Origin of the sequence: Halovulum marinum, from assembly GCF_009697225.1 — a bacterium.
Taxonomy (GTDB): Bacteria; Pseudomonadota; Alphaproteobacteria; order Rhodobacterales; family Rhodobacteraceae; genus Halovulum; species Halovulum marinum.
This window is the reverse complement of the sequence record NZ_WIND01000018.1, coordinates 58,866-84,627: the sequence shown is the minus strand read 5'-3', so window position 1 is coordinate 84,627 and position 25,762 is coordinate 58,866. Positions and strand designations below refer to the sequence as shown.

The 25,762-nt window shown below is 72.1% G+C and carries 25 protein-coding genes and 1 pseudogene; 14 read left to right on the top strand and 12 right to left on the bottom strand.

Translation table 11 applies throughout. The features are described 5' to 3' along the window. Positions 1-88: 88 nt before the first annotated feature. A complete protein-coding gene (locus GE300_RS17590; RefSeq protein ID WP_325063300.1) occupies positions 89-598 on the top strand; it encodes a TauD/TfdA family dioxygenase in 510 nt (169 codons plus the stop codon). Positions 599-965: 367 nt separating this feature from the next. Here the strand turns inward: GE300_RS17590 and GE300_RS17585 are convergent, their stop codons facing one another. Then, complete coding sequence (locus GE300_RS17585; protein WP_154448471.1) at positions 966-2,174, bottom strand: mandelate racemase/muconate lactonizing enzyme family protein; 1,209 nt, start codon at positions 2,172-2,174, stop codon at positions 966-968. Beyond that, positions 2,164-3,822 carry a GMC family oxidoreductase gene (locus tag GE300_RS17580; RefSeq protein WP_154448469.1) on the bottom strand — a complete coding sequence of 553 codons (1,659 nt, stop codon included), beginning with the start codon at positions 3,820-3,822 and terminating at the stop codon, positions 2,164-2,166. Before GE300_RS17580 ends, GE300_RS17585 begins: the two co-directional genes overlap by 11 nt. 178 nt (positions 3,823-4,000) lie before the next feature. On the opposite strand from GE300_RS17580, the gene GE300_RS17575 reads away from it, so the two are divergent. Next, the gene (locus GE300_RS17575; protein ID WP_154448467.1) at positions 4,001-4,936 is read left to right on the top strand and encodes a LysR family transcriptional regulator; all 936 of its coding nucleotides are present in this window, start codon (positions 4,001-4,003) and stop codon (positions 4,934-4,936) included. A 504-nt stretch (positions 4,937-5,440) separates the two neighbouring features. Here the strand turns inward: GE300_RS17575 and GE300_RS17570 are convergent. Then, the gene (locus tag GE300_RS17570) at positions 5,441-5,833 is read right to left on the bottom strand and encodes a VOC family protein (RefSeq protein WP_154448465.1); all 393 of its coding nucleotides are present in this window, start codon (positions 5,831-5,833) and stop codon (positions 5,441-5,443) included. Positions 5,834-6,044: 211 nt separating this feature from the next. On the opposite strand from GE300_RS17570, the gene GE300_RS23240 reads away from it, so the two are divergent. After that, complete coding sequence (locus tag GE300_RS23240) at positions 6,045-6,824, top strand: hypothetical protein (RefSeq protein ID WP_233417148.1); 780 nt, start codon at positions 6,045-6,047, stop codon at positions 6,822-6,824. 6 nt (positions 6,825-6,830) lie between these two features. Here the strand turns inward: GE300_RS23240 and GE300_RS17560 are convergent, their stop codons facing one another. Beyond that, positions 6,831-7,478 (bottom strand): response regulator, encoded by a 648-nt coding sequence (locus GE300_RS17560; RefSeq protein WP_154448463.1) that lies wholly within the window; start codon positions 7,476-7,478, stop codon positions 6,831-6,833. Continuing rightward, positions 7,478-8,857 (bottom strand): sensor histidine kinase, encoded by a 1,380-nt coding sequence (locus GE300_RS17555; RefSeq protein WP_154448461.1) that lies wholly within the window; start codon positions 8,855-8,857, stop codon positions 7,478-7,480. The genes GE300_RS17560 and GE300_RS17555 overlap by 1 nt, the downstream gene beginning before the upstream one ends. Before the next feature lie 301 nt (positions 8,858-9,158). Here GE300_RS17555 and GE300_RS17550 point away from each other — a divergent pair, with 301 nt between their 5' ends. Continuing rightward, positions 9,159-9,866 (top strand): SIMPL domain-containing protein, encoded by a 708-nt coding sequence (locus GE300_RS17550; RefSeq protein WP_233417147.1) that lies wholly within the window; start codon positions 9,159-9,161, stop codon positions 9,864-9,866. 30 nt (positions 9,867-9,896) lie between these two features. On the opposite strand, the gene GE300_RS17545 is transcribed toward GE300_RS17550, so the two are convergent. After that, complete coding sequence (locus tag GE300_RS17545; RefSeq protein ID WP_154448459.1) at positions 9,897-10,796, bottom strand: cytochrome c; 900 nt, start codon at positions 10,794-10,796, stop codon at positions 9,897-9,899. A gap of 9 nt (positions 10,797-10,805) precedes the next feature. Beyond that, a complete protein-coding gene (locus GE300_RS17540) occupies positions 10,806-11,264 on the bottom strand; it encodes a c-type cytochrome (RefSeq protein ID WP_233417146.1) in 459 nt (152 codons plus the stop codon). Between the two features lie 184 nt (positions 11,265-11,448). Between GE300_RS17540 and GE300_RS17535 the strand changes: the two genes are divergently transcribed. Both GE300_RS17535 and GE300_RS17530 read left to right on the top strand, forming a co-directional pair. Further along, positions 11,449-12,075, top strand: a complete 627-nt coding sequence (locus tag GE300_RS17535; RefSeq protein WP_154448455.1) for a TetR/AcrR family transcriptional regulator — start codon at positions 11,449-11,451, stop codon at positions 12,073-12,075. A gap of 142 nt (positions 12,076-12,217) precedes the next feature. Continuing rightward, positions 12,218-13,099 (top strand): 1-acyl-sn-glycerol-3-phosphate acyltransferase, encoded by an 882-nt coding sequence (locus GE300_RS17530; protein WP_154448453.1) that lies wholly within the window; start codon positions 12,218-12,220, stop codon positions 13,097-13,099. 206 nt (positions 13,100-13,305) lie between these two features. Here GE300_RS17530 and glyA read toward each other — a convergent pair whose 3' ends face one another. Together glyA and GE300_RS17520 are read right to left on the bottom strand one after the other, a co-directional pair. Beyond that, on the bottom strand, positions 13,306-14,601 hold the full coding sequence (gene glyA / locus GE300_RS17525; protein ID WP_154448451.1) for a serine hydroxymethyltransferase: 1,296 nt from the start codon (positions 14,599-14,601) through the stop codon (positions 13,306-13,308). A 3-nt stretch (positions 14,602-14,604) separates the two neighbouring features. Further along, complete coding sequence (locus GE300_RS17520; protein ID WP_154448449.1) at positions 14,605-14,844, bottom strand: hypothetical protein; 240 nt, start codon at positions 14,842-14,844, stop codon at positions 14,605-14,607. Between GE300_RS17520 and GE300_RS17515 the strand changes: the two genes are divergently transcribed. From GE300_RS17515 to GE300_RS17500, 4 genes are all read left to right on the top strand, one after another. After that, on the top strand, positions 14,819-15,583 hold the full coding sequence (locus tag GE300_RS17515) for an NAD kinase (protein ID WP_154448447.1): 765 nt from the start codon (positions 14,819-14,821) through the stop codon (positions 15,581-15,583). The genes GE300_RS17520 and GE300_RS17515 overlap by 26 nt on opposite strands. A gap of 71 nt (positions 15,584-15,654) precedes the next feature. After that, complete coding sequence (locus GE300_RS17510; protein ID WP_325063299.1) at positions 15,655-16,743, top strand: AI-2E family transporter; 1,089 nt, start codon at positions 15,655-15,657, stop codon at positions 16,741-16,743. Between the two features lie 4 nt (positions 16,744-16,747). Continuing rightward, positions 16,748-17,404, top strand: a complete 657-nt coding sequence (locus tag GE300_RS17505; protein WP_325063298.1) for a P-loop NTPase family protein — start codon at positions 16,748-16,750, stop codon at positions 17,402-17,404. 138 nt (positions 17,405-17,542) lie between these two features. Beyond that, the gene (locus tag GE300_RS17500) at positions 17,543-19,720 is read left to right on the top strand and encodes an RNA degradosome polyphosphate kinase (RefSeq protein WP_154448443.1); all 2,178 of its coding nucleotides are present in this window, start codon (positions 17,543-17,545) and stop codon (positions 19,718-19,720) included. Between the two features lie 31 nt (positions 19,721-19,751). Here GE300_RS17500 and GE300_RS17495 read toward each other — a convergent pair whose 3' ends face one another. Next, positions 19,752-20,744, bottom strand: a complete 993-nt coding sequence (locus tag GE300_RS17495) for an NAD(P)-dependent alcohol dehydrogenase (protein WP_154448441.1) — start codon at positions 20,742-20,744, stop codon at positions 19,752-19,754. Positions 20,745-20,831: 87 nt separating this feature from the next. Here GE300_RS17495 and GE300_RS17490 point away from each other — a divergent pair, with 87 nt between their 5' ends. The 4 genes and pseudogenes from GE300_RS17490 to GE300_RS17480 form a co-directional block, all read left to right on the top strand. Beyond that, positions 20,832-21,737, top strand: a complete 906-nt coding sequence (locus GE300_RS17490) for a LysR family transcriptional regulator (RefSeq protein WP_154448483.1) — start codon at positions 20,832-20,834, stop codon at positions 21,735-21,737. Between the two features lie 67 nt (positions 21,738-21,804). Further along, on the top strand, positions 21,805-21,999 hold the full coding sequence (locus tag GE300_RS23235) for a hypothetical protein (protein ID WP_233417145.1): 195 nt from the start codon (positions 21,805-21,807) through the stop codon (positions 21,997-21,999). Next, complete coding sequence (locus GE300_RS23230; RefSeq protein WP_325063302.1) at positions 21,993-22,226, top strand: gamma-glutamyltransferase; 234 nt, start codon at positions 21,993-21,995, stop codon at positions 22,224-22,226. The genes GE300_RS23235 and GE300_RS23230 overlap by 7 nt, the downstream gene beginning before the upstream one ends. Further along, a pseudogene (locus GE300_RS17480) lies at positions 22,189-22,703 on the top strand (gamma-glutamyltransferase); the annotation flags it as partial. The gene GE300_RS23230 and the pseudogene GE300_RS17480, both read left to right, overlap by 38 nt. Before the next feature lie 42 nt (positions 22,704-22,745). Here the strand turns inward: GE300_RS17480 and GE300_RS17475 are convergent. Together GE300_RS17475 and mutL are read right to left on the bottom strand one after the other, a co-directional pair. Continuing rightward, positions 22,746-23,912: a DNA recombination protein RmuC gene (locus GE300_RS17475; protein WP_154448437.1), complete on the bottom strand. Its 1,167-nt coding sequence runs from the start codon at positions 23,910-23,912 to the stop codon at positions 22,746-22,748. Continuing rightward, positions 23,912-25,753 carry a DNA mismatch repair endonuclease MutL gene (gene mutL / locus GE300_RS17470; RefSeq protein ID WP_154448435.1) on the bottom strand — a complete coding sequence of 614 codons (1,842 nt, stop codon included), beginning with the start codon at positions 25,751-25,753 and terminating at the stop codon, positions 23,912-23,914. Before mutL ends, GE300_RS17475 begins: the two co-directional genes overlap by 1 nt. Positions 25,754-25,762 lie beyond the last annotated feature (9 nt).

Sequence of the window (25,762 nt, the reverse complement as noted above, 5' to 3'; positions counted from 1 at the left end):
GAAACAGATAGCGGTTTTTCTGAGCCATAAGAGCACCTTAACATGCTCTCAGACCTACTCAGCTGGAATAGACCCTCTGGAAAACACCGTGGAGGGCGGCCGTTCGCTGTTTCTCGACGGCGCGGCGGTGGCGCACGCGCTGCACGAGGAGGATCCCGAGGCCTTCCGCCTGCTCGCCGACAACCGGATCCCGTTCTTCTATCGCCACGACCGCTGGGACTACCGCGCCCACCAGCGGGTGATCGAGACCGACCCCGAGGGCCGGGTGACCGGCGTGACTGTCTCGCAGCACCTTCAGGACCTCATCGACCTGCCGCAGGAGTTGCTCGACCGCTACTACCCCGCGTTCGTCGGGTTCCTGCGCATGATGCAGCAGGAGCGGTTCCTGCTGCGCTTCCGCGCCGAGGCGGGCACCTGCGCGGTGTTCGACAACCACCGCATCGTGCATGGCCGCGAAGGCTATGTGGCCGACAGCGGCAGGCGCCACCTGCGCGGCTGCTACACCGACCGGGGCGCGCTGCGCAGCACGTTCCGGGTGCTGGCGAGCCAGGGCTTCGACGGCGCCGATGCCGCGATGCCGCAGGCGGCCTTCGCCTGACCGGGCAGGGGCCGCGCGGCCGCGCGCCGCAAGCCGGCCTGCATCCATGCGCACCTGCCCGGCGGACGCCGCCGCCGGGCCGTTCTGCGTCACGCTCGCCATGTCGGGCCGCGAAGGGCGCCGGGCCCCGATCTTCTGACAGTGCTCCGGCCCGAAGATGCTGCGCGCGCGCCCGTTGCCGGACTTCCCGTCGCCGCCGAAGGGTCCGCGCCGTGGTCCGACACACGGCCCTTCACCGCGATCGCGCGGCCTTGGCGGCACCGCGGTCCGCGCCGGTCATGTCGCCGCGCGCGAGCGTGCCGGGGGCGACCCTTCCGCCGTCGAGGTGGACCCGGCCGACCGGGCGCAGGGCCGTCGGTTCGGAAGATCAGGGGATGACGGGCGTCTGCGCCATGTCCAGGTGCAGCGCGTCGCCGGCATAGGGCGATCGCGCGATCGCCTCGTCGTCGAGCTCGACCCCGAGGCCGGGCGCCTCCGGGGGCAGCACGTAACCGTCCTCCCAGGCGATCCCGGTCTTCAGGCACGACATGTAGGGGCCGTCGAAGGTGCCGATGCTTTCGAGGATCAGGAAGTTCGGGCTGCAGGCCGCCAGCTGGATGTTCGCCGCGGCCACCACCGGCCCGCAATAGAGATGCGGCGCGATCTGCGCCTGGCGGGTCTCGGCCATCCCGGCGATCTTCTTCGCCTCGAGGATGCCGCCGACCCGGCCGAGGTTCATCTGCAGGATCGAGGCGGCCCCGGCCTCCAGCACGCGGGCGAACTCGTGCTTGGTGCACAGCCGCTCTCCGGTCGCCACCGGGATCGAGGTGAAGCGCGCGATCTCGGCCATGTCGGCGGGGTTCTCGGGCGTCGTTGGCTCCTCGAACCAGAGCGGATCATACGCCTCGAGCCGCCGGGCCAGGCGCTTGGCGCCCGCGACGGTGAACTGGCCGTGGGTGCCGAACAGCAGGTCGGCGCGATCCCCGACCGCCTCGCGCAGGCGCTTGCAGAACAGCTCGGACCGGGTCAGGTCGGCCATCCGCGGCTGGTGGCCGCCGTAGATGGAATAGGGGCCGGCCGGGTCGAACTTCACGGCGGTGAAGCCCCGCTCCACCGCCCTCAGCGCCGCCTCGGCGGCAAGGTCGGGATCGTCGTAGACACTGGGGCTGCCCGGGTCCGGATAGACGTCCCCCTCGGCCGGGTAGAGGTAGGTGTAGCTGCGCAGCCGCGCGTGCACCTTGCCGCCGAGAAGCTGATAGACCGGCTGGCCGGCCGCCTTGCCGATGATGTCCCAGCAGGCCATCTCCAGCCCGCTGAGCACGCCCATCACCGTCACGTCCGGGCGCTGGGTGAAGCCGGCGCCGTAGCTCTGCCGCCACAGGCGCTCGATCTGGTGCGGGTCGGCGCCCGCGAACTGGCGCTCGAACATCTCGACCGCCATGGCGGCGCACAGTCCGGGGCCGAAGGTGGCATTGTAGATCTCGCCCACGCCGGTGATGCCGCAGGCGGTGGTCAGCCGCAGGAGGATGAAATAGCGCCCGCCGTGGCGCGGCGGCGGGTTGCCGAAGACGAAAGTCTCGATGGTCTCAAGTCGCATGGGCGGGGGTCCTTTCGTGCTGTCCCGTCGCGGCGTCTTCCAGGATCATATCGGCGGCGCGCGTGGCCAGCATCATCGTCGGCGCGTTGGTGTTGCCCGAGGTGACGGCCGGAAAGGCGGAGCTGTCGACCACCCGCAGCCCGGCAAGCCCGTGCACCCGGAGCCGCGGATCGAGCACCGAGCAGTCCGGCCCGCGCCCCATCCGGCAGGTCGAGGTCGGATGAAACACGGTCGAGGCACGCTCGCGGTAATCTTCCATCAGCGCCTCGGCGTCGGTCAGGCCGGGACCGGGCGCCAGCCGCTCGCGGGTGACCCCGGCCAGGGCGGGGGCGGCGGCCAGGCGGGCGATGATCCGCAGCGCGCGCCGGGCGCCGTCGCGGTCGTGTTCGGTGGCCAGCGAATTGGGCCGGATCAGCGGCGGATCGTCCGGATCGGCCGACCGGATCGCGATCTCGCCCCGGCTTTCGGGGCGGCAGAGCTGCGCGCCGAGCAGGTAGCCCGGCTCGCGGTCGAGCACGGTCCTGCCGGTCGCCGAGCACCAGTAGGACAGCGGGTTGCAGTAGATCTGCATGTCCGGCCGCGCCCGGCCGGGATCGGAGCGCAGATAGCCGCCGACCTGGTTCACCGGCACGCCCAGCGGGCCGCCGCGCGTGGCGGCATAGCGCAGCCCCGCCAGCAGACGCGGCGTCCTGCGGCCGAGGATGTTGTTCAGGGTGCAGGCCGTGGCCCGGAAGACGTGCGAGATCGCCAGGTGGTCCTGCAGGCCCTGGCCGACCTCGGCCAGATCGTGCCGCACCTTCAGGCCGTGCCGGCGCAGCAGCGCCGCCGGGCCGATGCCGGAAAGCTGCAGCAGCTTGGGCGAGTTCACCGCGCCCGCGCTGAGGATAACCTCGCGCCCCCCGCGCGCGGTCACCGTCTTGCCGCCGGCGCGGTAGGTCACGCCGGTGGCGCGGCGGCCGTCGAGCAGGACCCGCTCGACCACCGCGTTCGCCACCACCCGCAGGTTCGCCCGCCGCCGCGCCGGCGCAAGGAAGGCATCGGCCGCCGAGCAGCGCCGGCCCCGCCGCACCGTGCTGCGGTAGTGCCCCACCGCCTCGCCGGTCGCGGCGCTGAGATCCTCGCAGCGCGCCCAGCCGCACTCGTGCGCGGCGGCGAGGAACCGCTCGGAGAACGGGTTCATCTGCGCGCGCAGGTCGCTGATGCACAACAACCCGTCGCCGCGCTGGCAGGGCTTGCCCTGCGCGTCGCGCTCGAGATGCCGTTCCATCCGCTCGAAGGCGGGGCGGACGGCCTGCCAGGACCAGCCCTCGGCGCCCGCGGCCTGCCAGTCGTCGAAATCCTGCGGCAGGCCGCGCATGTAGGCCATGGCGTTGATCGAGCTCGAGCCGCCGATCACCCGGCCGCGCGGCCAGTACACCCGGCGGCCGTTCAGCCCCGCATCCGGCTCGGCATGATAGCCCCAGTTCAGCCGCGGGTCGGCGAAGGTCACGCCGTAGCCGATCGGCACCTTGATCCAGAACCGCCGGTCCGAGCCGCCGGCCTCGATCAGCAGCACGCGGACGGCGCTGTCGCGGGTCAGACGCTCGACAAGCGCGCAGCCGGCCGAGCCCGCGCCGACGACGATGTAATCGTAGACTGTGTCCGTCATGGCAAGGCAGGCTCCGCGGCGCACTGTGTGGTTGCACCTCGATGTCATCGCACCGGCACCCGCCCGTGCAAGCAACCGCTTTTGGCGCATAGGGGCGATTCAGTTTGACGCTCGCGAACCGCCTGCGCCTTAATGTCGGCCGAGATCCGGCAACCGGCCCCGTCGCCCGGCGCGCAGACTGTACAGGTGTCCCATCCGACTGCCCCATGTTACATGGCTTCGCGCCTTCGAGGCCGCCGCGCGCCACCGAAGCTTTTCCGACGCCGCGGCCGAGCTGAACCTGACGCCGGCGGCGGTCAGCCAGCAGATCCGCCTGCTCGAGCATCATCTCGGCATCCAGCTGTTCCAGCGGTTGCCGCGCGGGGTGGCGCTGACCGACATCGGCCAGGCCTATGCCGTGCCGATCCGCAAGTCCTTCACCGAGATGCAGGACGCAACCGAGGGGCTGTTCACCGTACGGCGCACGCGCAGGGTGCGGGTCCGCGCCTCGATCAGCTATGCCACGCTGATCCTCGCGCCGCGGCTGAAGGAATTCCGCGATCGGCACCCGGATATCGAGATCTGCCTGTCGACGGCGGTCTGGTCGGACCGGATGGATGACGAGGCGATCGATCTGGACATCCGCCACGGGTCGGGCCGCTGGCAGGAACAGGGCATCTGGCAGCTCGGCCACGAGATCGCCACCGTCGTCTGCCACCCCGACCATGCGCGGTGCTTCGGTCCGGCGCCGCGGATCCAGGAGGTGCTGGCGGCGGGCATCGTTCCGGTGCTCGGCTCGGAGGTCGAGTGGAGCCGGCTGTCGCACAGCTTCGGGCTCGACTTTCCGGCGCCGCCGGTGTGGATGAAGGCGGACTCCTCGCTGATCGCGCTGCAGACGGTAGCGGCGGGTTTCGGGGCGGCGCTGATCCACGAAAGCTTCGCCCGCCCGTTCATCGACCGCAGGGTGCTGGTGTCGCCGTTCGAGTACCGCCTGCCGATGCGGGAGGCGTACTACCTCGTCGCCCGCGACGATGTCGGCGCGCGCAGCGAAGTCGAGGCGTTCCGGAACTGGATCCTCGGCCTGGCGAGGACCGGCGCCGACCGCCGCGGCCCGGCGGAAGGCGCGGCGCGCTAGACGGTCCGCGGCCCGGGCCCTAACCAGGATGCGCCGTCACGCACCTGCGTCAGGCGATCCCGCGCCCGACCCCGTCCGCCCGAGCTTCAGGCGCCGCTATTTTACGGCCACCTGCAGGCCCTCGGGCGTGAGGTCGTCGCGACGCCGGACCTGCTGGCCGCGTGACTCCGGACCTTCGGGAAAGCCGCCAGGGCCCGCCCGCCGGGCCCGGCGTCATCCCGCCCGCCGCAGGAGCAGCCAGTCGGCGTGGCGACGGCCGCGGCGACGGCCTTTGCCCGGGGGCGGTGTGCCGGAAGTTTGCGCCTCGGCAGCCGGGCCGTCAAACGACCGCCTCGGCGTGCAGGTGGCGGAACACGCAGGCGATGCGCCGCTGGTCGGCTCCGCAACGCGCGCCGACGACGCGCGGGTTCGGCGGGCGCCGGGCCAGCGGGCCCGGGGGCAGGCGCCCGTCGGTCTGGCCGGTGACTGACACGCCCGCCGGACGACCGTCGCCTGCGCGGCGCCCTAGGGGTCCCACCCGCCGCTGCCGTAGGGCCGGGTGATCACCTCCAGATTGTGGCCGTCGGGATCGTCGAAATACAGCCCGCGACCGCCGTCGTGGCGGTTGATCTCGCCGGCAAGCTTGTGTTCGGGGTCGGCCCAGAACGGCAGGCCGCGGGCGCGGATCCTGTCCTGGATCGCGTCGAAGTCCGCCTCGCTGACCAGATAGGCATAGTGCTGCCCATGCACCGCGCCGCTGCGCCGGGCGTAATCCACGTTCACCCCGTTGGCGGTCTCGACGATGTGGAACGGACCCCAGCGCCGTGGCTCCGGCAGCCCCAGGATCTGGGACAGGAAGGTTGCCGAACCGGCCGGGTCGCTTGCCCAGACCAGCGTGTGATTGAACTCGACCGGCATGCAAGCTCCTCCGGTTCAGACCTTGGTGATGCCTCGTGTCCGACAGCTAGCCTGCGGGCCGGTATCGACAAGCGGGGTTCCGGACCGGGCGGGCGGAAGTCCCGGCGATCGCCGGACCTTGGTCCGGTCCGCGGTCGCGGGATCCGTGGTTGTCTGAGCCCACCGGCGGCGCGATGCCGCTCGACCGCACCACCAGACAAGGAGACGACCGATGATCCCCCTTTCAGTGAAAGCTGCGCTGCGCAGCGGCACCTGTCTGACGCTCGCGACCCTGCTCGCCGCGCTGCCCTACTCGCTGCCCGTCGATGACGGCGACGGCTGGCTGCGTCTGAAGCCCGGCTTCGCGCTGGCGAAAGGCGGCGACGACGACGATGACGGCGACGACGACGACGGCGGCGACGACGACGACGACAGCGATGACGGCGACGACGACGACGACAGCGATGACGGCGACGACGACGACGACAGCGATGACGACAGCGATGACGACGACGACGATGATGATGATGATGACGACAGCGATGACGACGACGATGACAACGACGATGACAACGACGGCGATGACGATGACGACGATGACGACGATGATGATGACCGCGAAGACGAGGCGCGCGACGACAATGACGACGACGGGCTGCAGCTGCGGCTGAGCGACGGCACCAAGATCGAGATCGAGAACGGCATTTTCGAGCGCAAGGACGCCACCGGCCGCACCATCGAGGAGCGCCCGGCGACCGCCGCGGATCTGGCGCTGTTCGGGCTGGCCGGCGGATCGGTCGACGGCGAGCGGCCGCACGGCACCCGCGACGGCGGCGGCATCGTCGCCAAGCTGGAGGTCTCGGGCGGGAACATCGAGATCACCTACACCGACGGCTGGAAGGAAGAGATCGAGGGCGGCCGCTACGAGCTGAAGGACGCGCTCAACCGCACTGTCGTCGAGCGTCCGGTGCGCCCGGCCGACCGCGACCGGCTGTTCGGCGCGGTGCGCTGAGCCGGATCAGGAACCGTGCCAGTGGGTCTGCGCCAGCAGCGCCGCCTCGGTACGGTTCCTGACCTGAAGCTTCTGCAGGATCGTGGTCATGTAGTGCTTCACGGTCTTTTCCCTCAGGTCGAGCGCAAGACCGACCTCCCTGTTGCTCTTGCCCTCGGCGACCAGGCGCAGGATGTCCTCCTCGCGGCGGGTCAGCGTGTCCAGCGGCGAGGCCTGCGCCGGGCCGCGGCGCGGCGCGTTCATCCGCGTCAGCACCTTGGCCGCCAGCGACGGCGCGACATAGCTGCGGCCGGCCGTCAGATCGTCGAGGATGCGCACCAGCTCGCGCGAGCCGACACCCTTCAGGATATAGCCCGCCGCGCCCGCGCCCAGCGCCGCCAGCACCGCGTCGTCGTCCTCGGATACCGTCAGCATCGCCACCAGCGGCGCCTCCGGTGCGCCGGCGATGCGGGTCAGCGCCCAGTGCCCGCCGTCGGGCATCGACAGGTCCAGCAGCACCAGTTGCGGGCGCAGCGCCTCGACCATCTCGACCGCGTCGCGGCCGCAGGCGGCCTGGCCGACGACGCGGTAGCGGCCGCTCTGCTCCAGGCTGCGGGCGACGCCCTCGCGGTACAGGGGGTGGTCGTCGGCGATCACCACGCGGGTCTCGGTCATCAGGACACTCCGGGTTCGAGGGTCATGCGGATCGCGCCGCCGCCGTCCGGCAGCGTGGCGACGGCGAACTGGCCGCCCAGGCTTTCGACCCGGTCGCGCAGCCCGGTCAGGCCCATGCCGTAGCGCGGCTCGGATCCGAAGCCGGGGCCGGTGTCGGCAACGGTCAGGCTCAGCACGCCGTCGCCGCAGGACAGCGTCACGGTGCTGCCGCCGCCGGCATGGCGGCTGGCGTTGTTCAGCCCCTCCTGCACGAAGCGGTAGAGGCAGATCCGCGCCGCCTGGCCGATCTCGGGCGCTTCGGCGCAATCGCACCGGGTCCGCACCGTCTCGCCGGTGCGCGAGCGGTGCGCCTCGACCGCCATGGCGGCGATCCGACCGGGCGGCAGGCCGGCGATGTCGGGCAGGATCAGCCCGCGCGAGATCTCGCGCACCTCGGCCATCGCCCGGTCGATCGCGTCCTTCACGCCGTCCAGCTCGTCGCGGGCGGCGGCGTCGGGCAGCGCCTCGCGCAGATCGTCCAGCCGCAGCGCGGCGAACGCCAGGTATTGCGCCGGGCCGTCGTGCAGGTCGGCGCCGATCCGGCGCAGCGACTGCTCGGTGCCGGCGGCGGCGCGGCCCGCCGCATGCCGCACCCGGCGCGCCAGCTGCAGGTTGCGCGCCGACAGCGTGCGCAGCTCGCGCAGCCGCACGTCCAGGTCCCGCCGCTGCGCCTCGATGGTGCGGCTGCCGCCAAGCACGATCAGGTAGAGCACGCCGCCAAGGCCGGCGCCCACGGCGGCCACCGTCAGCCAGGTCATCAGCCGCGCCGTCGCCAGATCGGCCTTCAGCCGTTCGTTGACCTCGTAGAATTCGGCCACGGCGATCACCTCGCCCGACCAGACCTCGCGGATCGGGCTGTAGATCTCGAGCAGCGGCAGCCCCAGCGCGGCCTCGGCCTCGGCCTCGCCGTCGAGCTGCTCGAACTCGCCCACCACCTCGCCGGTGGCGGCGCGCTGCAGGCCGGCGCTGGGCGCGAAGCGGCGGCCGATCAGATCCGGGTCCGACGCCTGGATCACCTGCCCGTCCGGGCGCCAGATCTTGTACGACACGATGCGGTCGGCCAGCGGTGTGCCGGTGAACACCTCGTCCAGCGCGCGGCGGGCGCCCGGCGACAGCGTCTCGTGCACCGCCAGCTGCTGGCTGATCGGCGAGATGAAGGCGTCCATGTACTCTGCCGTGGTGCGCGCGGTGTTGCGCACCACGCTCCGCTCGATCCGGTCGGTGACCACCGCGCCGACCGCCAGCGCGGCCAGCGTCAGCACCACGCCGCCCGCCAGCGCGAACCTGGCGGCCAGCGGCATTCCGCGCCAGGGTTCGGCAAGGCGGACGGTCGGGACCATCCCGCCGTTATCGCCGCCGCGGCGCGCGCTGGAAACGGGCTTTGGTCCGAAACCGTGCCGAAGGTGCGTTTTCGCCGCGCCGCCGACGCCGCCGCGGGCGCTGTTGCCGGCCCGCGCGAAGCCCGATACCGTCGCCGCGCGGGAGATTGCCCGCGGGCGTGGCGGGCCGTCGAGACCTGCGAACCCACGACAGTTGCCGGTTTCGCGCCGGGGCCGGCCGCCGCCGCCGGCCGGCGGCCGGTCACGCCCGGACACCACTTTCCCGCCCGCCAACCCGGGCGCGGACAGCAAGAGGACCCTGATGATGCGCTCCCTCATCCCGCTCGCCCTGCTGGCGTTCAGCCTGCCTGCCCTGGCGCAGGAGCCGCCGCCGCCGCGGATCCAGGTCACCGGCGAGGGCGAGGTCGCCGCCGCGCCCGACATGGCGCAGGTGCAGATCGGCGTCACCACCGAGTCCGGGACCGCCGCGGCGGCGCTGGACGCGAACTCCGAGGCCACCGCCGCGGTGCTGGCCCGGCTGGCCGAGCAGGGCGTGGCCGAGGCCGACATGCAGACCGGCAACCTGTCGCTCTATCCGCGCCGCGACGACCGCCGCAGCCAGAACGGCGGCGGCCTGGACGAGCCGCCGATCGTCGGTTTCGTCGCCAACCACACGGTCAGCGTCACCATCCGCCAGCTCGACAGCCTCGGCGGCGTGCTGGACGCGGTGGTCAGCGACGGCGCGAACACGCTGGGCGGGCTCAGCTTCGGCCTGCAGGATCCGGCCGAGGCCCTTGACGCCGCCCGGCGCGAGGCGGTGGCCGACGCGATGCGCAAGGCCGAGCTTTACGCCGAGGCGGCGGGCGTGGTTCTGGGCCCGGTGCGGGCGATCTCCGAGCCGGTGATGCAGGACGGTCCGATGCCGATGATGGCGATGGAAGCGGACATGATGCGCGGCGCGGTGCCGGTGGCCGAGGGCGAGGTGAAGGTCACCGCCACCGTCACCATGAGCTTCGCGATCGGCGAGTGAACGCGGGGGGCGGCGGCCCCTCGCCGCCCCCTAGCCGTCCGGGGCGACCGGCGGCACCGCCTTCAGATAGGCGGCGATCGCCGCGCGGTCCTCGGCCGGCAGCAGCGCGGTGTTGCGGATCACCTCGACCATGGCGCCGCCGGCGCTGTCGAATTCGGGGGTGAAGCCGCTTTCCAGGTAATAGGCGATGTCGCCGGCCGACCAGTCCAGCCCGGCGGGGGTGAGGTTCGGGATCCTGCCCTTGCCGTCCGGGTTCGGCCCGCCGGCCAGCCAGGCGTCGCGCCGCAGCCCGCCGAGGGCGTTGCGCGGGGTGTGGCACTCGCCGCAGTGGCCCGGTCCTTCGACCAGGTAGCGGCCGCGCTCGAGCTGCGGATCCGCGAGATCGGCCAGAACCGGGGCGGGATCCAGGTACAGCATCTTCCACAGCCCGATGCCGCGGCTGACGGTGAACGGGAACGCCAGCTCGTGCGGCTGGCTGGCGACGTTCGACGGCGGCAGCGTGCGCAGGTACGCGAACAGGTCCAGCAGGTCGGCGTCGGTCATCCGCGCGTAGCTGGTGTAGGGAAACGCCGGGTAGTAGTGCCGCCCGTCGGGCGCGGTGCCGTGGCGCATCGCGGTGACGAACTGCGCCTCGGTCCAGCCGCCGATGCCGGCCTCGGGGTGCGGCGAGATGTTCGGCGCCAGGAAGGTGCCGAAGTCGCTGTCCAGGCGCAGCCCGCCGGACAGCACCAGCCTGGCGTCGCCCTCGGCCCCCGGCGCGGCATGACACGAGGTGCAGCCGCCGGCGGTGAACACCAGCCGGCCGGCCTCGGCGTCGGCCTGGTGGGCGGGCAGGGCGGCGGCGCTGACCCGCGCCGGGCGGGTCAGCCACCAGAAGCCGGCGGCGCCAAGCACCGCCAGCCCGGCCAGGACCGCGATCGTGCGGCGCATGGCGGGGCGTTACTTCTTGATGCGGTAGGTCTCGTGGCAGGTCTGGCAGTTCTCGGCGATCGCGCCGAACGCGGCGGCGATCTCTTCCTTGCTCTGCGGGTTGGCCGCGACCCCGGCGGCGATGTCCTCCTGCAGCGCGGCCAGCGTGGCCTCGAACCCGGCGCGGTCGGTCCAGATCTTCTCGCCGGCGGCGAATTCGTTCTCGCCGGCGCCGGCGGTGCCCTCGGGGAACAGCTCGCCCAGGCCCTCGGCGGCGGCCTGCATCTCGGCCATCGCCGCGTTGGCGGCTCCGGCGTCCAGCTCGGTCTCGCCTTTCAGCATGTCGCCGATGGCCTTGGCGGACTTGCCGAACGTCCTCATCGCGGCTTCGCGCTGTTCGACGGGATCGTGCTCGTCCGCAGGCAGCATGCTGGCGGAACCCAGAAGGGCGGCGACAATGACGGCGGGAAGGATCCGTTTGGTCTGCATCAGCGAACTCCGGTCAAATGTGTTTGGGCGATATTCCCCAGCGGAGCATGCGACAGACCGCCGCGCCGGCCAAGGCCCCTGAAAGACCCGCTCACGCGGGCGTGAATGCGGGTTTTCCCTTTTGACACAGGGCGATGCGGAGGGCGGCTTGCCAATTGAACAAGCGTTCAGTAACGTGATTGTCATGGCACGGCGCACAGGTTCCAGCGGTGAGCGCACCGCACGCGAGATACGGGCCGCGGCGCAGCGGCTGTTCGCGGAGCACGGCTATGCCGCGGTCTCGATGCGCCAGATCGCACAGGAAGTGGGCGTCCAGGCCGGGGCACTTTACCTTTATACCTCGGACAAGCAAAGCCTGCTGGCCGACCTGCTGATCGAGCACATGGAGGAGCTGCTGGCGGCCTGGGACGCGGCGCGGCGCGACGAGGCCGACCCGGCGACGCGGCTGGAGACCTTCGTGCGGTTCCACATCCGCCACCACCTGCGGCGCGTCGACAAGGTGTTCATCTCGTACATGGAGCTGCGCAACCTCAGCGACGAGAACTTCCTGCGGGTCGAGCGGCTGCGCCGGCTCTACGAGCAGGTGGTCGAGGACATCCTGCACGACGGCGTCGCCGCCGGGGTGTTCCGGGTCGCGGATCCGCGCGTCGCCAGCCTGGCGCTGATCGCGATGCTGACCGGGATCACCACCTGGTACCGGGCCGGCGGCCGGCTGCCGCCCGAACGGATCGAGCGGATCTACTGCGATCTCGCCTTCGGCGCCGTCGGTGGTGCCGCACCCGCCGCCGCCGGCCGCGCGGCGCCGGCCTGATCCTGCCCGCCGCGCGGCGTTCGGTCGTGGGGGTTTTGGCGCGCGCAGCGGTTTGCTAAAATACCTCGCGATGCCCCGGGGGTGACAAGTCGCGTGCCGGGTCCATATACCCTGTGACGTGCCTCAGTTTTGGGACCTGGCGATGAAAGAGCGTGTCGACCCCCTGATCGAAGAGCGTGCGCCGTGGCTGTACCGCAAGGGGATGCACATCCGCACGATCCGCGGACTGCTGCACCTGATGCTCGGCTACGACCTGACCGTCAGCATCGGCGAACGGTTGCAGCACCTGCCCGCACCCGAACTGATGGACGCGCTGTCGGCGATGATCGCCCACAACGTCGAGATCTCGGGGCTGGACCGGATCCCGGCACAGGGGCCGGCGATGGTGGTCTGCAACCACCCCACCGGGATCGCCGACGGCATCATCCTGTGGTCGGTGCTGCGCCAGCGCCGCCCGGACCTGTTCTTCTTCGCCAACCGCGATGCGATCCGGGTGATGCCGCAGACCCACGAGATCATCGCGCCGGTGGAATGGCGCCCGGAAAAGCGCAGCCACGGCTCGAACCGCGAGACGCTGACCTACGCCGCGCAGGCGTTCAAGCAGGGCCGGCTGGCGGTGCTGTTCCCGTCCGGGCGGCTGGCCAAGCGCCGCGGGCTGAAACTGTACGAGCGGCCGTGGATGCCCTCGGCGGCGATGCTGGCGCGCAAGTACCAGCTGCCGGTGGTGCCGATCCACATCACCGCGCGCAACTCGGTGCTGTTCTACCTGTTCGACGCGATCCACCCGACGCTGCGCGACGTCACCCTGTTCCACGAGGTGATCAACAAGGGCGACCACAGCTTCCGCCTGCGCGCCGGCCGGGTGTTGGACGGGGCGCAGCTGTCGCGCGACAGCGCCGCCGCGACGCAGGAGCTGTACCGCGCCACGATGCGCGCGGCGGTGGAGGAGGGCGACTATTCGGTGCTGATCCCCAGCGCCCGCCCGAGCTGGGTCCAGCGCCAGATCACCGCGCTGAACCGCTGAGCCCGGCGCGGCGGCGGCCGCCGCCGCGCCCCGTGCAAAGCGCGAATCTCACCATGATCGTCTGGCCGCGCGCCGCCGACTGGCTGCGGGACGGCGGCAGGATCTACCACTGGGACTGCTAGACCGGCCGGATCACGGGGGTCGGTGCCGGGAACGGGCCCGGGGCAGCGGCCGGGCGGAACGCGTCCCGCCCGGCCGGATGGGGCTCAGAGCCCCTGGTAGATCGGGAACGCGTCACACAGCGTCTTGACCTTGGCCTTCACCCGCTCCTCGACGTCCGCGTTGCCCTCGACGCCGTTGGCGGCCAGCCCGTCCACGACCTCGACGATCAGCTGGCCGATCCGGCGGAACTCCTCGGTCCCGAAGCCGCGGGTGGTGCCCGCCGGGGTGCCGAGGCGGATGCCGCTGGTCACGGTGAACTTCTCGGTGTCGAACGGGATGCCGTTCTTGTTGCAGGTGATGTGCGCGCGGCCCAGCGCCTTCTCGGTCTCGTTGCCCTTCACGCCCTTGGGGCGCAGGTCGACCAGCATGACGTGGGTGTCGGTCCCGCCGGTGGTGATCGCCAGCCCGCCGTCGATCAGCGTCTGCGCCAGCACCTGGGCGTTCCTGACCACCTGCTTCTGGTAGTCGGCGAACTCGGGGCGCAGCGCCTCGCCGAAGGCGGCGGCCTTGCCGGCGATGACGTGCATCAGCGGCCCGCCCTGCAGGCCGGGAAACACCGCCGAGTTGATCTTCTTCGCGATCGCCTCGTCGTTGGTCAGCACCAGCCCGCCGCGTGGGCCGCGCAGGGTCTTGTGCGTGGTCGAGGTCAGCACATGCACGTCTTCCATCTGGTTCGGATAGACGCCGCCGGCGATCAGCCCGGCGAAATGCGCCATGTCCGCCATCAGATAGGCGCCGACCTTGTCGGCCACCGCGCGGAAGCGTTTCATGTCGATGATCCGCGGAATCGCCGAGCCGCCGGCCAGGATCAGCCTGGGCCTGTGCTCCAGCGCCAGGGCTTCCAGCTGGTCGTAGTCGATATCCAGCGTGTCCTCGCGCACGCCGTAGTGGATCGCGTTGAACCACTTGCCCGACATGTTCGGCGGCGCGCCGTGGGTCAGGTGCCCGCCCGACGCCAGGTCCATCGCTAGGTAGGTGTCGCCGGGCTGCAGCAATGCCAGGAACACCGCCTGGTTGGCCTGGCTGCCCGAGTTCGGCTGCACGTTGGCGAAGCGCGCGTCGAACAGCTTGCAGGCGCGCTCGATCGCCAGGGTCTCGGCGACGTCGACATGCTGGCAGCCGCCGTAGTAGCGGCGTCCGGGGTAGCCCTCGGCGTACTTGTTGGTCAGCACCGAGCCCTGCGCCTCCATCACCGCGGCCGAGACGATGTTCTCGGAGGCGATCAGTTCGATCTCGTCGCGCTGGCGGGTCAGCTCGTCGGTGATGGCGGCGGAAAGCTCGGGGTCGCGGCTGGCAAGCGCCTCGGTGAAGAAGCCGTCGTCGCGCACAATGTCCTTCATCTCTCAGGGATCCCCGGATGGTTGCGGTTGGCGCTCATTACGCCAATTGCGGCGGGCCATAAAGCCCGATAGCGACATCTCGCGGCGCCTGGCGGCAACCGCGGCGTCGCCGATCGGCAACAGGCGCCGCGCATCGGCGCCGGGATCGGCCTTGCCAGCCGCCGCCGCGCCCCCGATGATGGCCGCAATCCGCGCCGACGGGAGGGGCAGGACGACATTGGCCTTTGACAGGATCTGCTTCACCGCCTCGTCGGCCGCGTCGGCGCAGCGGGCGCGGGCGCGGCTGGCCGAACGCTATGGCGACTGCCCGGCCGAGGACGCCGACGTGATCGTCGCGCTGGGCGGCGACGGCTTCGTGCTGACCACGCTGCACGACACCCAGCCGCTGGAGGTGCCGGTCTACGGCATGAACCGCGGCACCGTCGGCTTCCTGATGAACGCCTACGCCGAGGACGGGCTGCCCGAGCGGCTGGCCCAGGCCGAGCTGGCGCAGCTGCACCCGCTGCACATGACCGCCACCACGCTGTGGGGCCGGGTGCAGGAGGCGCTGGCGATCAACGAGGTCAGCCTGCTGCGCGCCGGGCCGCAGGCGGCGCGGCTGCGGATCGTCGTCGACGGCCAGGTGCGGATGGAGGAGCTGGTCTGCGACGGCGCGCTGCTGTCCACCCCGGCCGGCTCGACCGCCTACAACTATTCGGCGCACGGGCCGATCCTGCCGATCGGCGCCGGGGTGCTGGCGCTGACCGCGATGGCCGCGTTCCGGCCCCGGCGCTGGCGCGGCGCGCTGCTGCCCGGCCGCGCCCGGGTCCGCTTCGAGGTGCTGGAGGAGGACAAGCGCCCGGTGCTGGCCGCCGCCGACGGGCTGGAGGTGCGCGACGTGGTCGCCGTCGACATCCGCACCGAGCCGGCGATCACCCACCGCATCCTGTTCGATCCCGGCCACGGGCTGGAGGAGCGGCTGATCCGCGAACAGTTCGTCTGAGCTTGCCATCCGCGGCGCGCTGCCCCAAGAGTGGGCGCATCTTCCGCAGGCATCAGGGAAAAGGGGCGCAGGTGGCACTCAGCCCGCAGCAACAGGTCCGCTACTGGGGCATCGCGGCGGCGGTGTTCATCGCCTTCCTGTGGCTGATGGGGAACACGCTGCTGCCGTTCATCATCGGCGCCGCCATTGCCTATCTGCTGAACCCGCTGGCGCGGCGGCTGGTCGCCGCCGGCGTGCCGCGCACCGCCGCGACGGCGCTGATCACCGCCGCCGCGGTGTTGCTGCTGGTGCTGCTGGCGCTGGTCGTGGTGCCGTTCCTGGCCGGCCAGGTGACCGCGCTGGTCGACGCGCTGCCGGGGCTGATCCAGCACCTGCGCGAGCAGCTCGACCAGCGCTACCCGAACCTGTTCGCCGAGGGCTCGGCGGTGCGCCGCGGCCTGGCGGGGATGGAGGATTCGCTGCGCGCCGGCGGGCTGAAGGTGCTGACCTCGGTGCTCAGCTCGTCGCTGGCGCTGGTCGACTTCGTGCTGGTGGTGGTGCTGTCCCCGGTGGTCGCCTTCTACCTGTTGATGGACTGGGACCGGCTGATCGCGGCGATCGACGACCTGCTCCCGCGCGAGCACGCGCCGGTGGTGCGGCGGCTGGCGCGCGAGTCGGACGAGGTGCTCGGCGGCTTCCTGCGCGGACAGATGTCGGTCTGCGCGCTGCTGGGCGTGTTCTACGCGCTGGCGCTGGCGGCGATCGGGTTGCAGTTCGGCGTCGTCGTCGGGCTGCTGGCGGGGCTGGTCTCGTTCATTCCGTTCGTCGGCTCGATCCTCGGCGGGGTACTGTCGCTGGGCCTGGCGCTGTTCCAGTTCTGGGGCGCGTGGGGCTTTGTCGCGGCGGTCGGCGCGGTGTTCGCCGCCGGGCAGATGATCGAGGGCAACGTGCTGACGCCGATGATCCTGGGCGACAAGATCAAGCTGCACCCGGTGTGGCTGATCTTCGCGCTGTCGGCGTTCGGCGCGCTGCTGGGCTTTCCCGGGCTGCTGATCGCGGTGCCGGCGGCGGCGGTGATCGGCGTGCTGGCCCGGTTCGCGGTGGCGCAGTACAAGTCCGGCCGCCTCTATGCCGGGCCGTCGGCCGGTGCCGGCGGCGGCGGCCGCGACGCGGCGGAATAGCCCGGTGCGCCGGCAGCTTGCGCTCGACCTCGGCCGCCGCCCGGCCCTGGGGCGCGACGCCTTCCTGGTGTCCTCGGCCAACGCCGCGGCGCTGGCGGCGATCGACGCCTGGGAACGCTGGCCCGGCGGCAAGCAGGCACTGGTCGGCGCGGCCGGCACCGGCAAGACCCACCTGGCGCATGTCTGGGCGGAAAGCGCCGGCGCGCTGGTGGTGCCCGCCGCCGCGCCCGGCCCGGACGCGCTGGACGCGCGGCTGCTGGCGGTCGAGGACGTCGGGCGCATCGCCGGCGACCGCGCCGCCGAGGAACGGCTGTTCCACATCCACAACGCGGTGCTGGCGCGCGGCGGCCGGCTGCTGCTGACCGGCCGCGCGCCGCCCAGCCGCTGGCCGCTGGTGCTGCCGGACCTGGCCAGCCGGGTGGCGGCGGCCGGCGTCGCCCGGCTGGACCCGCCGGACGAGGCGCTGATGGCCGGGGTGCTGCTGAAGCTGTTCGCCGACCGCCACATCCGCCCGCGCCCGGGGCTGATCGGCTGGCTGGTGCCGCGGCTGGAGCGTTCGTTCGCCGCCGCCGAGGCGGCGGTGGCGCGGCTGGACCAGGCGGCGCTGTCGCAGAACCGCGCCGTCGGCGTGCGGCTGGCGGCACGCACGCTGCAGATGTAGGCGCCGCGCCCGCCGTCCACTTTCCGCCAGAAATCCCCGCCGGAGGCGTCCGCCGCCGGCCGCCGGCGCCGCGCCCGGCTTGTGGCCCGGCGCGGTTCGCGTCATGTAACGGTCATGCGGGCGGATTATGAGGCGGCCATGACGAACGCGGATTTCCTGACGGCTCCGATCCCCGAGCCGGTTGCGCTGGACGGCTTCGATCCGTCCAGCCCGGCGCGGTTCATCAACCGCGAGCTCAGCTGGCTCGAGTTCAACGGCCGGGTGCTGGAGGAGGCCGAGAATCCCTCGGTGCCGCTGCTGGAGCGGGTGCGCTTCCTGTCGATCTCGGGCTCGAACCTGGACGAGTTCTACTCGGTCCGCGTCGCCGGCCTGCGCGGCATGGTGCGCGAGGGCGTGTCGCGGCCCAGCGACGACGGGCTGACGCCGGCCGAGCAGCTGGAGCAGATCGACGCCGAGGCGCGCACGCTGATGCTGCGCCAGGCCGAGTGCTGGGACCAGCTGTCGGGCGAGCTGCGCGCCACCGGCATCCACATCCTGACCGCGGACGAGCTGACCCGCGCCGACCGCGCGGTGCTGGACAGCCATTTCATGGCCAAGGTGTTCCCGATCCTGACGCCGCTGGCGATCGACCCGGCGCATCCGTTCCCGTTCATCCAGAACACCGGCTTCGCGCTGGCGCTGCAGCTGCGCCGCAGCCGCGACGGCCAGCCGCTGGACGCGCTGTTGCCGATCCCGGCGCAGGTGCCGCGGTTCACCCCGCTCGACAAGGGTCCCGGCGGCGAGGCGCGCTACCTGCTGCTCGAGGACTATCTGGAGGTGTTCCTGGGCAAGCTGTTCCCCGGCTACGAGGTCGTCGGCCGCTGCACCTTCCGGGTGCTGCGCGACAGCGACATCGAGGTCGAGGAAGAGGCCGAGGACCTGGTGCGCGAGTTCGAGACCGCGCTCAAGCGCCGCCGCCGCGGCGAGGTGATCCGGCTGAAGATCTCGACCGGCGCGCCGGACGACCTGCGCGAGAAGATCCTGTCCGAGATGCACGTCTCGGAAAGCGAGGTGATCGAGATCGGCGGCATCATCGGCATCGCCGCGATGTCCGAGCTGGTCACCGGCGACCGCCCCGACCTGCAGTGGCCGCATTTCAACCCGCGCCTGCCCGAGCGGGTGCAGGACCACGAGGGCGACATGTTCGCCGCGATGCGCCAGAAGGACATGCTGCTGCACCACCCCTACGAGACCTTCGACATGGTGGTGCGGTTCCTGCAGCAGGCCGCGGCCGATCCGGACGTGCTGGCGATCAAGCAGACGCTGTACCGCACCTCGTCGGACAGCCCGGTCGTCTCGGCGCTGTGCGAGGCCGCCGAAAGCGGCAAGTCGGTGACCGCGCTGGTCGAGCTGAAGGCGCGCTTCGACGAGGCCGCCAACATCCGCCAGTCGCGGATGCTGGAGCGTGCCGGGGCGCAGGTGGTCTACGGCTTCACCGACTGGAAGACCCACGCCAAGATCTCGACCGTGGTGCGGCGCGAGGGCGAGAACCTGGTGACCTATACCCATTACGGCACCGGCAACTACCACCCGATCACCGCCAAGTTCTACACCGACCTCAGCCTGTTCACCTGCGACGCGACGCTGGGCCGGGACGCGACCAAGGTGTTCAACTACGTCTCGGGCTACGTCCGGCCGGACGATCTGGAGGCGCTGGCGATCTCGCCGCACACGCTGAAGAAGACGATCATCGAGAGCCTGGAGGCCGAGGCCGCGCACGCCCGCGCCGGGCGCCCGGCGGCGGTCTGGGCGAAGATGAACGCGCTGATCGAGGCCGACGTGATCGACGCGCTCTATGCCGCCAGCCAGGCCGGGGTGCAGATCGACCTGGTGGTGCGCGGCGTCTGCGGCGTGCGCCCCGGGATCCGCGGGCTGAGCGATAACATCCGCGTCAAGTCGATCGTCGGCCGCTTCCTGGAGCATTCGCGCATCGCCTGCTTCGGCAACGGCGCCGGGCTGCCCTCGGACACGGCGAAGGTCTACATCAGCTCGGCCGACTGGATGGACCGCAACCTGACCCGCCGGGTCGAGACGCTGGTGCCGATCACCAACCCGACGGTGCATGCACAGATCCTGCGGCAGATCATGGCCGCGAACATGGCCGACGAGGCGCAGAGCTGGATCCTGGGCCCCGACGGCAGGTGGCGGCGCGAGCGCGGCGCCGAGGGCGAGCGGCTGTTCAACTGCCACCGTTTCTTCATGGAGAACCCGTCGCTGTCGGGCCGCGGCCGCGCCGGCTCCGAGGACGTGCCCGAGCTGATCCACGCCCACGACTGACGCCGCGCGTTGACGGGGCGCTGTCGGCGGTTCACTCCGCCGCCAGCGCCGCCGCTTCGGCGACGGTCAGCACCACCGCGCCGGTCTTGCGCCGCGATTCGACCCGGCGGTGCGCCTCGGCGATCCGCGACAGCGGGAAGGTGGCGTCGATCACCGGCCGGATCGCGCCCCGCGCCAACAGTTCGGCCAGCTCGGCCAGGTCGGCGCGGCTGTCGCCCGAGACGCCGATCACCGCGCGCCGGCCGCCGGCGATCCCGGACCACAGCGCCTGCCACACCTCGCGCAGGCCGAACTCCAGCGCCACCCAGCGCCCGGTCGGGGCCAGCGCCCGGCGCGCGTCGCGGAACCGGGTCGCGCCGACCGTGTCGAGGATCACGTCGTAACGCGCCGCGCCGCGGCTGACATCCTGCCGCCGGTAGTCGATGGCGTGGTGCGCGCCCAGCCCGCGCACCAGCGCGTGCTTGTCGGCGCTGGCCAGCGCCGTGACCTCGGCCCCCATGTGCCGGGCCAGCTGCACCGCCCACACGCCGACGTCGCCGGTGGCGCCGGCGATCAGGATCGTCTGCCCCGGTTGCAGCCGCGCCATGTCGCGCAGGAACACCAGCGCCGACAGCGCGCCGAACGGCACCGCCGCCGCCTGCGCGTGGTCCAGCCCCTCGGGGCGGGGCAGCACCGGCGCGTCGCGGCCGATGGCGAGGTATTCCGCGTGCGCGCCGGCGCCGGCATGGCCGAACACCGCCTGCCCGTCGGCAAAGCCGGTCGCGTTCGCGCCGCGCGCCGCCACCGTGCCCGAGAAGGCCGCCCCCAGCACCTTCGCCTTGGGCCGCAGCAACCCGAAGGCCAGCCGCCCGGGCAGCCAGAACGCCGCCGGGAAGGCCGAGGCGCGCAGCCGCCAGTCGGCGGTGGTCACGGCGCTGGCGTGGACCTTCACCAGGATCTCGTCGTCGCCGATCCGCGGGCGGTCGATGTCGCGGATGCGCAGCACATCCGCCGTTCCGTACCTGTCGTGCCATGCCGCTTTCATCGCGTCACCTCGTGTGTTGCGTTTCGCTGGCAAAGAAAATACCCCGGCCGCGCGCCATGCGGAATTGACTGAATGCGCAGCACTGCTATGCGATTATGCATGGATTGGCGCTCGGTGAAATTCGACTGGAACCGCGCCCGCGCGTTCCTGGTGGTGGCCGAGGAGGGGTCCTTGTCGGCCGCCGCGCGGGCGCTGGGCATGGCGCAGCCGACGCTGGGCCGGCAGGTCAGCGCGCTGGAGCGGGAGTTGGGCGTGGTGCTGTTCGAGCGCACCGGCCGCGGGCTGAGCCTGACCCCCAGCGGGCTGGACCTGCTGGAGCATGTCCGGCAGATGGGCAGCGCCGCCAGCCGCGTCAGCCTGGCCGCCGGCGGCCAGGCGACCAGCGTCGAGGGCACGATCAGCCTGACCGCGAGCGAGATCTACTCGGCCCACCTGCTGCCGCCGGTGATCGCCAGGCTGCGCGCGCAGGCCCCCGGCATCACCGTCGAGATCGTCGCCAGCAACGCCGCCATCGACCTGCGCCGGCGCGAGGCCGACATCGCCCTGCGCAGCTTCCGCCCGACCCAGCCCGACCTGGTGGCGAGGAAGCTGGGCGACGACTATGCCCGGCTGTACGCCAGCCGCGCCTATCTTCAGCGGGTCGGCCCGATCGACCACCCCGACGATCTGGCCCGCGCCGATATCATCGGCTTCGACGCCGACGGGCAGTTCCTGCACGGCGTGAACACGCGCCTTGGGCTGCGCCTGACACCGGGCAACATCCCGCTGCTGACCGGCAACCACCTGGTGCAGTGGGAACTGGCGAAGCAGGGGCTGGGCGTGGCCATGTTCCCCGACAGCGTGGCAAGGCGCGAGCCGTCGCTGGTGCCGGTGCTGCCGGAACTGCCGCCGATGGAGTTCCCGCTGTGGCTGACCGCGCACCGCGAGTTGAACACCTCCCGCCGGGTGCGGCTGGTGTTCGACCTGATGGCCGCGGAACTGTCCCGCCTGTGACGGTCGCGCCGCGGCGGCCCGGCTGCCGCGCTGGCCGGGCAGGACATCGGACAGGGGGGGATTCGTCATGCGCCTTTCGACGGTACTGCCACTGCACGCCGCCGCCGCCGCGCTGACCGCGCCGGGCTGGGGTCAGGAGGCGGCGCAGCCCGGGCAGACCTGCGGCGTCGCGCCGAACGTGGCGGTGCAGGCGCAGGACCGCATGGTTGCCGCCGCCAACCCGCTGGCGACGGCAGCCCGAAGCGCGCCGGCACGCTGCTGAAGAACCCGGATTTCGCCCGCACCCTGCGCCTGATCGCGGCCGAGGGCAGCGCGCCGTCCTATCACGGCGTGCGCGCCGGCGACATCGTCGCGGCGGTGAAGCCCGAGACCAACCCCGGCATCCCGGCCCTGCAGGACATGGCCGAATGCAAGGCCAAGCAGCGCGATCCGGTCTGCGTCGAATACCGCAGCCACGAGGGACATGATCTCGATGACCACCACGATTGAGACCGGCTTCGGCAGCCGGGGGATGACGAACGGGTTCCTGCTGAACAACGCGCTGACCGACTTTTCCCGCGCCCCCGAGGCCAACGGCAAGCCGCCAACCGGGTCGAGGGCGGCAAGCGGCCGCGCTCGTCGATGAGCCCGACGATCGTGCTGCAGGACGGCGCACCGGTGCTGCTGATCGGCTTTCCGGGCGGCTCGCGGATCATCAGCCATGTCGCCGCCAGCCTGGTGCGGATCCCGGACTTCGTCATGGACCCGCAGCGGGCGATCAACGCCGGCCACGTGGTCGACCGCACCGGCGCGACCGAGCTGGAGCAAGGCACCGAGGCGGCGGCGCTGGCCGAGGCGCTTCGGGGGCTGGGGCACGAGGTGAACGCGCGCGACCTGAACCCGGGCCTGCATGCGATCCATCTGACCGGGGCCGGGCTGGTCGGCGCCGCCGATCCGCACCGCGAGGGCGTCGCGCTGGGCGATTGATCAAGGTTGCGTAGGCCGGGCTTCAGCCCGGCTTGCGCTGCCTCACGGTTCGGACCGCACCATCGCGGGCAGGGCGCCTGCATCGGCGGGGCCATCCTCGCCGCCGTCGAAATCCATGTCCTCGAGCTTGCGCGCCCGCGTCCCGGCCTTGTCGGCGGACAGCCGGATCTCGGCGACGTCGCGGGTCACCTGCGCGAAATGCCGGTCGAGGTTGGCCGCGCGCTGGCCCAGCCGGTCGACGTCGCGCGCCAGCAGCCCCAGCTCGCGGCGGATCCGGCCGGCCTCGTCGCGCATGCGGGCGTCGCGCAGCACCGCGCGCAGGGTGTTCAGCGTCGCCATGCAGGTGGTGGGCGAGACGATCCAGACCCGCGCCGCGAAACCCTCGCGCACCACGTCGCCGAAGCGGGCGTGCAGTTCGGCATAGACTGCCTCGGACGGCAGGAACATCAGCGCGCCGTCGGCGGTTTCGCCCTCCAGCACATAGCGCTCGGCGATGTGGCGGATGTGGGTGCGCACGGCGGTGCGGAAGGCGCGGGCGGCGGCGGTTTTCTCGGCCTCGGTGGTGGCGGCCATCAGCGCCTCGTAGCTTTCCAGCGGGAACTTGGCGTCGATGCAGATCGGCCCCGGCGGGTGCGGCATGTGGATCAGGCAATCGGCGCGGCGGCCGTTCGGCATCTGCGCCTGGAAGGTGTAGGCCCCGGCGGGCAGCGCCGCCTCGACGATGCCCTTCAGCTGGATCTCGCCGAACGCGCCGCGGGTCTGCTTGTTCGCCAGGATGTCCTGCAGCGACAGCACGTTGCCCGACAGCCGCTCGATATTGGCCTGCGCCTTGTCGATGGTCGCCAGCCGTTCCTGCAATTCGGTCAGCGAGCGCGTGGTGCGCACCGACGTGCCGTGCAGGCTGTCGGCCATCTGGCGTTGGACCTCCTCAAGCCGCCGCTCCAGCGTCTCCAGCGTGGACAGCTGCGCACGCGCCTGCGCTTCGGAGACCTGGGACAGCCCGCCCGCCAGCCGCTGCTGGCCTGCGCCAAGGTCCTGCACCGTGCGGCCAAGCTGTGCGACCTGCGCCATCACCGGGCCCGAGGCGCGGGCGGCGCGGTTCGCTGCGCGCACCGACATCAGCAGCAGGACCAGCACCAGCAGGACCGCGCCCGCCGCCGCCCAGGCCAGCGGGCCGGCGGCCTGAAGCTGCGCCAGGACCGGCTCCATCAGCGGCGGCCGAACAGTTTTTCCAGGTCCGCCAGCGACAGCGCGACCCAGGTCGGGCGGCCGTGGTTGCACTGGCCGGAATGCGGCGTCGCCTCCATCTCGCGCAGCAGCGCGTTCATCTCGTCGGCGGTCATCCGGCGGCCGGACCGCACCGAGCCGTGGCAGGCCATGCGCGACAGCACCGCGTCGAGCCGGGCCTCCAGCGTCGCGGCGGTGCCCAGATCGGCCAGCTCGTCGGCAAGGTCGCGCAGCAGCGGCTCGGCGGCGACGGTGCCCAGGAGCGCGGGCGTCTCGCGCACGGCGAGGGCGCCGGGGCCGAACGGCTCGATGACAAGCCCGGCCTGTTCCAGCGCCTCGGCCTCGGCCAGCAGGCGTTCGCGGTCGTTGTGGTCCAGCTCGACGATCTCGGGGACCAGAAGCGCCTGGCGGGCGACGCCGGTCGCGCGCAGGCGGGCCTTGAGCTTTTCATAGACCAGCCGTTCGTGCGCGGCGTGGGCGTCGACCAGAATCACGCCCGCGTCGGTCTGCGACAGGATGAAGGTCTCGTGGAGCTGCGCCCGGGCCGCGCCCAGCGGGCGGGCGGTCAGCTGTTCCGGCTCGGCCTCGGGCGCGGTATCGATCCGGGCCGAAGTCCACGATGGAGCCTCGGCGAACCCCTGCGGCTCGGGCGCCTGCCACGCGGTCGCGGCGCCCAGCGCCTCGCGGCGGGGGCGGTCCATCTGGTAGACCGGCGCGCCCGGCGCGGTCGGGGCCCGGAACGCGCCCAGCGTCGCGTCGGAAATCGTCGTCGCGGTGCGGTGCCCGGCCGCGGCCAGCGCGTGCCGCAGCCCCGAGACGATCAGCCCGCGCGCAACGCCGGGATCGCGGAACCGCACCTCGGCCTTGGCGGGATGCACGTTCACGTCCACCGACTGCGGATCGCAGGTGATGAACAGCGCCGCCGCCGGGTGCCGGTCGCGTGGCAGCAGGTCGTGGTACGCCGCCCGCAGCGCCCCGGTCAGCAGCTTGTCGCGGACGGGGCGGTCGTTCACGAACAGATGGCAGGCGACGGCGGCGCCGCGGGAATAGGTCGGCAGTGCGGCAAGACCGGTGAGGCGCAGCCCTTCGCGCTCCGCGTCGATGGGAATGGCGTTCGCGACGAAATCGCGGCCCAGAACCTCACGCGCGCGATGCTCCAGCGCGTCGGGGCTTGTGGCGGGATCGGCGCGGAACACCTCGCGCGGCTTGTCGCCGGACCGGTCGGTCAGGGTAAAGCCCACCTGCGGCGCCGCAAGCGCGAGGCGGCGGACGACCTCGGCGATGGCCTGCGCCTCGGCGCGGTCGGTGCGCAGGAACTTCAGCCGCGCGGGGGTGGCGCGGAACAGCTCGCGCAGCTCGACCGCGGTGCCGCGGCGCAGGGCTGCGGGGCGCACCGGGCCGGGCTTGCCGCAGTCGACGGCGATCTCGAATGCGCTGCTCGCGCCGAGCGCGCGGCTGGTGATGCTCAGCCGGCCGACCGCGCCCAGCGACGGCAGCGCCTCGCCGCGGAAGCCGAAGCTGTGGATGTCCAGCAGGTCCGAGCCGTCGATCTTCGAGGTGGCGTGCCGCGACAGCGCCAGCGGCAGTTCCGCCTCGGCGATGCCGTGGCCGTCGTCGGTGACGCGCAGCAGCCGCTTGCCGCCGTCGGCGTAGTCGATGGCGATCCTGCTCGCGCCGGCGTCGAGCGCGTTCTCGACCAGCTCCTTGACCGCCGAGGCCGGGCGTTCGACCACCTCGCCGGCGGCGATGCGGTTGGCGGCGGCGTCGTCAAGCTGCCGAATCGGGCGGCGCTGGGGGCGTATGTTGGGGGCCTCGGCGTTCATGCCACAAGG

Excerpts from the sequence above, each read along its gene's own strand:
- GE300_RS17585 (WP_154448471.1), bottom strand. The coding sequence starts at position 2,174 with ATGCGACTTGAGACCATCGAGACTTTCGTCTTCGGCAACCCGCCGCCG.
- GE300_RS17580 (WP_154448469.1), bottom strand. The coding sequence starts at position 3,822 with ATGACGGACACAGTCTACGATTACATCGTCGTCGGCGCGGGCTCGGCC.
- GE300_RS17570 (WP_154448465.1), bottom strand. The coding sequence starts at position 5,833 with ATGCCGGTCGAGTTCAATCACACGCTGGTCTGGGCAAGCGACCCGGCC.
- GE300_RS23240 (WP_233417148.1), top strand. The coding sequence starts at position 6,045 with ATGATCCCCCTTTCAGTGAAAGCTGCGCTGCGCAGCGGCACCTGTCTG.
- GE300_RS17560 (WP_154448463.1), bottom strand. The coding sequence starts at position 7,478 with ATGACCGAGACCCGCGTGGTGATCGCCGACGACCACCCCCTGTACCGC.
- GE300_RS17555 (WP_154448461.1), bottom strand. The coding sequence starts at position 8,857 with ATGGTCCCGACCGTCCGCCTTGCCGAACCCTGGCGCGGAATGCCGCTG.
- GE300_RS17550 (WP_233417147.1), top strand. The coding sequence starts at position 9,159 with ATGATGCGCTCCCTCATCCCGCTCGCCCTGCTGGCGTTCAGCCTGCCT.
- GE300_RS17545 (WP_154448459.1), bottom strand. The coding sequence starts at position 10,796 with ATGCGCCGCACGATCGCGGTCCTGGCCGGGCTGGCGGTGCTTGGCGCC.
- GE300_RS17540 (WP_233417146.1), bottom strand. The coding sequence starts at position 11,264 with ATGCAGACCAAACGGATCCTTCCCGCCGTCATTGTCGCCGCCCTTCTG.
- GE300_RS17535 (WP_154448455.1), top strand. The coding sequence starts at position 11,449 with ATGGCACGGCGCACAGGTTCCAGCGGTGAGCGCACCGCACGCGAGATA.
- GE300_RS17530 (WP_154448453.1), top strand. The coding sequence starts at position 12,218 with ATGAAAGAGCGTGTCGACCCCCTGATCGAAGAGCGTGCGCCGTGGCTG.
- glyA (WP_154448451.1), bottom strand. The coding sequence starts at position 14,601 with ATGAAGGACATTGTGCGCGACGACGGCTTCTTCACCGAGGCGCTTGCC.
- GE300_RS17500 (WP_154448443.1), top strand. The coding sequence starts at position 17,543 with ATGACGAACGCGGATTTCCTGACGGCTCCGATCCCCGAGCCGGTTGCG.
- GE300_RS17495 (WP_154448441.1), bottom strand. The coding sequence starts at position 20,744 with ATGAAAGCGGCATGGCACGACAGGTACGGAACGGCGGATGTGCTGCGC.
- GE300_RS17490 (WP_154448483.1), top strand. The coding sequence starts at position 20,832 with ATGCGATTATGCATGGATTGGCGCTCGGTGAAATTCGACTGGAACCGC.
- GE300_RS23235 (WP_233417145.1), top strand. The coding sequence starts at position 21,805 with ATGCGCCTTTCGACGGTACTGCCACTGCACGCCGCCGCCGCCGCGCTG.
- GE300_RS17475 (WP_154448437.1), bottom strand. The coding sequence starts at position 23,912 with ATGGAGCCGGTCCTGGCGCAGCTTCAGGCCGCCGGCCCGCTGGCCTGG.
- mutL (WP_154448435.1), bottom strand. The coding sequence starts at position 25,753 with ATGAACGCCGAGGCCCCCAACATACGCCCCCAGCGCCGCCCGATTCGG.